At 65.8% G+C, this 5,311-nt stretch carries 4 protein-coding genes; 2 read left to right on the forward strand and 2 right to left on the reverse strand.

The genetic code is table 11. The features are described from left to right. Nucleotides 1-105 precede the first annotated feature (105 nt). Nucleotides 106-1,842, reverse strand: coding sequence for a bifunctional isocitrate dehydrogenase kinase/phosphatase (aceK, locus tag ACCC94_RS27495; RefSeq protein ID WP_413352761.1), 1,737 nt, complete (start codon nt 1,840-1,842; stop codon nt 106-108). A 177-nt stretch (nt 1,843-2,019) separates the two neighbouring features. Here aceK and ACCC94_RS27500 point away from each other — a divergent pair, with 177 nt between their 5' ends. Both ACCC94_RS27500 and ACCC94_RS27505 read left to right on the forward strand, forming a co-directional pair. Beyond that, nucleotides 2,020-2,517 carry a GNAT family N-acetyltransferase gene (locus ACCC94_RS27500; RefSeq protein ID WP_413352762.1) on the forward strand — a complete coding sequence of 166 codons (498 nt, stop codon included), beginning with the start codon at nt 2,020-2,022 and terminating at the stop codon, nt 2,515-2,517. 85 nt (nt 2,518-2,602) lie between these two features. After that, on the forward strand, nt 2,603-3,508 hold the full coding sequence (locus ACCC94_RS27505; protein ID WP_413352763.1) for a DMT family transporter: 906 nt from the start codon (nt 2,603-2,605) through the stop codon (nt 3,506-3,508). A 226-nt stretch (nt 3,509-3,734) separates the two neighbouring features. Here ACCC94_RS27505 and ACCC94_RS27510 read toward each other — a convergent pair whose 3' ends face one another. Next, complete coding sequence (locus tag ACCC94_RS27510) at nt 3,735-4,637, reverse strand: DMT family transporter (RefSeq protein WP_413352764.1); 903 nt, start codon at nt 4,635-4,637, stop codon at nt 3,735-3,737. Nucleotides 4,638-5,311: the final 674 nt, after the last annotated feature.

The following is a 5,311-nucleotide window of genomic DNA, read 5'->3' on the forward strand; positions in this document are numbered from 1 at the left end:
CCCCCCCCCCCCCCATCATGGGGGGTGCGGCGGGGGGGCTGTGTGTGGGCGTTTCGGGCTGTTGCTTTCCCCCCCCTACAGGAGTGCCAGCAGGAACGGGGAAGATCAGCGCGCCAGCGCATCCTCCGGCGATTCGTGGCGGCGGTAGGGGAAGACGTCGATTACCTTGCCCGCGCGAATCTGCTCCTGCAGCCCCTTCCAGTAGTCCGCATCGAACAGGTTGCCGTGCAGCTTGGCGAATTGCCGGCGCAGCTTCAGGTCGACGAATAGGAAGCGCGGGAACTCTTCCGGGAATACATCCATCGGCCCCACTGAATACCAGGGCTCGGAGGACATCTCGTCCTCCTCGTAGCGCGCCGGCGGGATGTGACGGAAGTTCACCTCGGTCAGGTAGCTGATCTCGTCGTAGTCATAGAACACCACGCGGCCGTGGCGGGTGACGCCGAAATTCTTCAGCAGCATGTCGCCGGGGAAGATATTCGCCGCCGCCAGTTGCTTGATCGCCAGGCCGTAGTCCTTCAGCGCCTCTTCCACCTGCGCCGGGGTGGCGTGTTCCAGGTAGATGTTCAGCGGGGTCATGCGGCGCTCGGTCCAGCAGTGGCGGATCAGCACCACGTCGCCTTCCAGCATCACGGTGGAGGGGGCGACGTCGAGCAGTTCGGCAAGGCAGTCCGGGTCGAACTTGCCCACCGGGAAGCGGAAGTCGGCGAATTGCTGGGTGTCGGCCAGCCGTCCCACGCGGTCGTGATTCTTCACCAACTGGTACTTCTGGATCACCGTGGCGTGGTCGACGGTCTTGGCCGGGTTGAAGTTGTCCTTGATGATCTTGAACACGGTGTTGAAGCCCGGCAGGGTGAACACACTCATCACCATGCCGCGCACGCCGGGGGCCATGACGAAGCGGTCATCGGTGGTCGCCAGGTGGTTGATCAGCGCGCGGTAGAACTCGCTCTTGCCCTGCTTGTAGAAGCCGATGGAGGTGTACAGCTCGGCGATGTGCTTGCCCGGCAGCAGGCGCTTGAGGAAGGCGACCATCTCGGCCGGCACCGGCGCATCGACCATGAAGTAGGAGCGGGTGAAGGAGAAGATGATCGAGACTTCCGCCTCGTCGGTGATCACGGTGTCGAACTGGATGCCGCGTCCCTCGTGGTGCACCAGCGGGAACACCAGCGGCCACTGCTCCTCGGGGGTGAACAGGCGGCCCACCAGGTAGGCGCCCTTGTTGCGGTAGAACACCGAGCCGATCAGCTCGATGGTCAGGGTCGGGTCCTTGCACACCCAGTCCGGCAGGTTGGCGTGCAGCAGGTTGTCCATGCGCTCCAGGTCGCGCTCGCGGTCGTCGTAGTCCACGGCGAAACGGTAGTCGTCGAAGATGCTTTCCAGCGCCTGGCGCAGCTTGCCGCCGGGGCGGTAGATGCGCGTGTGCGGATCGCGCGAATGGGCGCGCAGCGAGGGGCGGGTGGTGTGCACGAACATCGTGCCGTCGCTGATGTTGTCGTGGCTGAACAGGCCGCAGAAGATCGAATTGAACCAGGTTTCCGCCAGTTCGTCGTCCAGTCGCGGGTCGATCAGGGTGATGTAGGCGCTCTTGGCAATCGGCCAGCGTTCCACGTCCACCAGGTCGATGCCGGCCATGGCGCGGGTCAGGCGGCCCACGGTCTCGGCGACCATTTCCTCGTAGAGGTCGATACGTTCGGAAGAGGCGCGCTGGGCCTCCTGCCACTGCGCCTGCTCGAAGCGCGCGGGCGCCCCGGCGGTGATCTGGTGGAACCGCGCGCGATAGTCGTCGAAGCCTTCGAGGATCAGGGTCGCGATCTCGGTCGCTGGCCAGTGCTGAGCCATGGGAGCGCCTCTGCAGAGTTCTTGTGCAGCGAGCTTAGCCAGGGGGAACGGCGAGGGAAAGGGCGATTTCGCCAGCGGATCCTGGCGCTTTCCGGCAAATTTAGCGCGTATGCTGGTCGACCATGCTCTCGGATAAAGAGCCCTTGGAAAAGCCCTTCGGCAAGGAGCCGGCACGCAATGGAAGACTTTCGCATCGAGCGCTGCACCGAGCAGCACATCAATGGCCTCGCCGCCCTCTACAACGATCCGGCAGTGGCCCGCCAGGTTCTGCAGATGCCCTACCAGGCGCCGGAAATGTGGCGCAAGCGGCTGGTGCTGGATGACGAGCGCCGCGTCACCTTGATGGCAATGCACCAGGATCAGGTGATCGGCAGCGCCAGCCTGGAACAGTTTCCCCGCGTGCGCCGTGGCCATTGCGGCAGCATCGGCATGGGAATCGCCGTTGCCTGGCAGGGGCGCGGAGTCGGCACGCGGCTGCTGGCCGAGCTGATGGAGGTGGCCGATAACTGGATGGGCCTGCGCCGAGTCGAGCTGACTGTCTATACCGACAACGCGCCGGCCATTGCGCTGTACCGCAAGTTCGGCTTCGAAGTGGAAGGAACGCTGCGTGAATTCGCCCTGCGCGATGGGGCTTACGCCGACGTGCTGAGCATGGCCCGGCTGCGCCGCAACTGACGGTGGACTTTGAAAGTCAGCTATGGATGGATGCTGTTTTCCACCGGCGTAGGCTGGTGGCTTGCCTGCCCTGGAGTTTCTTGCGATGAACGTCGCTGCCTTGTTGAACCTGCTCGCCCTGGCCGCCATCTGGGGCGCCAGCTTCCTGTTCATGCGCCAACTGGTGCCCGCCATCGGTGTGATGCCGACGGCCTTCTTCCGGGTGTTTCTCTCTGCCATCGGTCTGGTGGTGATCCTGCTGGCGATGGGCACACGCTGGGACTTTCGCGGCAAGTTCACGCGCATCCTGACGATCGGCGTGATCAGCTCGGGTATCCCGGTGCTGATGTACAGCCTGGCGGCGCAGACGCTGCCGGCGGGCTATTCGGCAATCTTCAACGCCACTACGCCGCTGATGGGCGTGCTGATCGGTTCGCTGTTCTTCGGCGAGTCACTGACCGGCGCCAAGGCGGGCGGCGTGCTGCTGGGGCTGGCCGGTGTGGCGGTGCTGACCCGCGCCGGCCCGGTGCCCTTTGACGCGGGGTTGCTGTGGGGCGCCGCCGCCTGCCTGGTGGCAACGACCTGCTACGGTTTCGCCGGCTTCGTCACCAAGCGCTGGATCAACGACCGGGGCGGACTGGACTTCGGCGTTTCCGCTTTGGGCAGCCAGACCGGCGCGACCTTGTGCCTGCTGCCGTTCTTCCTCGGCACCAGCCTGGACATGCCGCTGGCACCGCTGGCCGAGCCGAAGATTCTGCTGGCGCTGGCCGGGCTGGGCTTCCTCTGCACGTCCTTCGCCTATGTCCTGTACTTCCGCCTGCTGGCCAGCATCGGTCCGCTGAAGACCATGACGGTGACCTTCCTGATCCCGCCGTTCGGGGTCTTCTGGGGCGTGCTGTTGCTGGATGAGTCGCTGTCCTGGGCGCACTTGCAGGGCGGCGTTCTGATCGCCCTGGCGCTGTGGCTGGTGCTGCGCCCGGCGCCGCAGCCGAAGGTGGAGGCGGCGGGGTGAGGCTCAAGAGGAGTTCTCTGATAGCACTTACCGAAGGGGCGCCCTCTCCCCAGCCCTGGCTGCGCGCCCCGCTCCGAAGGGAAAGGGGGCCGTTCTCGGCGAGGTTCGAGATCCGTGTTTTCCCCGTGATAACAAGGAGCCTCGCAACTTCCAGGCTGTGCCGGACAGTCCCCTCTCCCTTCAGGGAGAGGGTTAGGGAGAGGGCAAGCCCCCCCGCTCAGGACTGTCAGTTATCCACAACCCGCGCCGCCCCGGCGTCCCGTGCCGGAGCTGCCGGGCGAAACACCAGCATCAATCCCACCACGATCAGCCCCATGCCCAGCAGGCCGAGGGTGGACAGGCGATTGCCGAACACCGCGTAATCCATCAGCGCCGTGACCGCCGGCACCAGGTAGAACAGGCTGGTGACGTTGACCAGGTTGCCCGCCGCGATCATCCGGTAGAGCAGCACGGTGGCCAGCACCGAGACCATCAGCCCCATCCACAGCGCACTGAGGATGAACGCGGCGTTCCACTCCACATGCAGCGGCTGGAAGGGGGCGACGGCGAGGCACAGCAGGAGCCCGGCGATGTACTGCAGGGGCAGGGTGCCCAGCGGGTTCTCGCGGATGTTCTTCTGCAGGATTGAGCCGCCGGTGATCGACAGCAGCGCCAGCAGGCAGCAGGCCAGGCCGGCGAAGGTCAGGCCAGACAGACCGATGCTCTGGTAGACCACCATCACCAGCCCGATCAGCCCCAGCGCGAGGCCGGCCAGACGCGGCGCCGAATGCCGGCGTTCGAGCAGGAAGCTGGTCAGCATTGGTTGCACGCCCAGCACGGTGGCGATGACGCCAGGGGTGACGTGCAGGTCCAGCGCCATCAGGTAGAAGATCGGGTAGATGCCCAGCATCACCAGGCCGGTGAGCACGGCCTGGCGCACTTGCCTGCGCTCGCGCGGCCAGCGCAGGCCGATCAGCGGCGAGAGGATCAGCAGCGCCACCAGCGCGGTGCCGAAGCGGGCGATGAGGAAGACCATCGGCGAGGCGTGGGCCAGGCCCCACTTGCTGATGATCGCGGCGCTGCTCCACAGCAGCACGAACAGGGAGGTGCTGGCCAGGGCGGCCAGGGAGGAACGGTTGAACGAAATCATGCAATGCACCTGTCGTCAGGCAGATCACGACCGGCCTTCGATGGGCCGGACATATACCGGGAGCCGCGTCAGTGAGCCGCGGAACACCAGGCGATGGGAAACGCGTGTGGCGTCAGAAGCTCACGCCGGGTGGCGGGTAGGCCGCACCGGGAGGCGGAGGCGACGCGACAGCGACGACAGGAGGTGGGGGAGGGCAGGCCGCGCCCGCACCCGCGCCGCAGGCCGGGCAGGCTGCAACGTTGATTGCCGGATCGGGCAATGGGTATCGGGACATGGAAGGCGAACCTGTTCAGTGGGGCAGCAACCGGCTGCGTGGGCTGACTATAGCGGTGCGGATCGCTGATGGCGAGCGTTGCGCGAGTCGCGCGGCAAAGCGCGATTCCGGCGACGAAAACGACAACGCGAGCAGGACGCTCGTGTGCTGGTGCCGATCGTAGGAGCGAGCTTGCTCGCGAACGGGCCCCGCGACGGAATTGGTTCCGCGAGCAAGCTCGCTCCTACAGGGCGCTTGCCTCCTGCATCTATCAAGCGCTCAGGGTTGTCCGAGAAATCCGGCCCGGTGCAATCGACAGAAACGACAACCCGCCGCCCGGGGCGCCCGGTGTGAGGGAAGGGGGGGGCGTTATTTGGGGGGGTTTTTGGTGTTCAGGGTGGGGGGCGGCCGCGGGAGGGGT

This window comes from Pseudomonas sp. Pseusp97, assembly GCF_047304025.1.
Lineage (GTDB): Bacteria > Pseudomonadota > Gammaproteobacteria > Pseudomonadales > Pseudomonadaceae > Pseudomonas.

What these genes read in the sequence shown, in the direction of transcription:
- aceK (WP_413352761.1), bottom strand. Translation starts at nt 1,842, where the DNA reads ATGGCTCAGCACTGGCCAGCGACCGAGATCGCGACCCTGATCCTCGAA.
- ACCC94_RS27500 (WP_413352762.1), top strand. Translation starts at nt 2,020, where the DNA reads ATGGAAGACTTTCGCATCGAGCGCTGCACCGAGCAGCACATCAATGGC.
- ACCC94_RS27505 (WP_413352763.1), top strand. Translation starts at nt 2,603, where the DNA reads ATGAACGTCGCTGCCTTGTTGAACCTGCTCGCCCTGGCCGCCATCTGG.
- ACCC94_RS27510 (WP_413352764.1), bottom strand. Translation starts at nt 4,637, where the DNA reads ATGATTTCGTTCAACCGTTCCTCCCTGGCCGCCCTGGCCAGCACCTCC.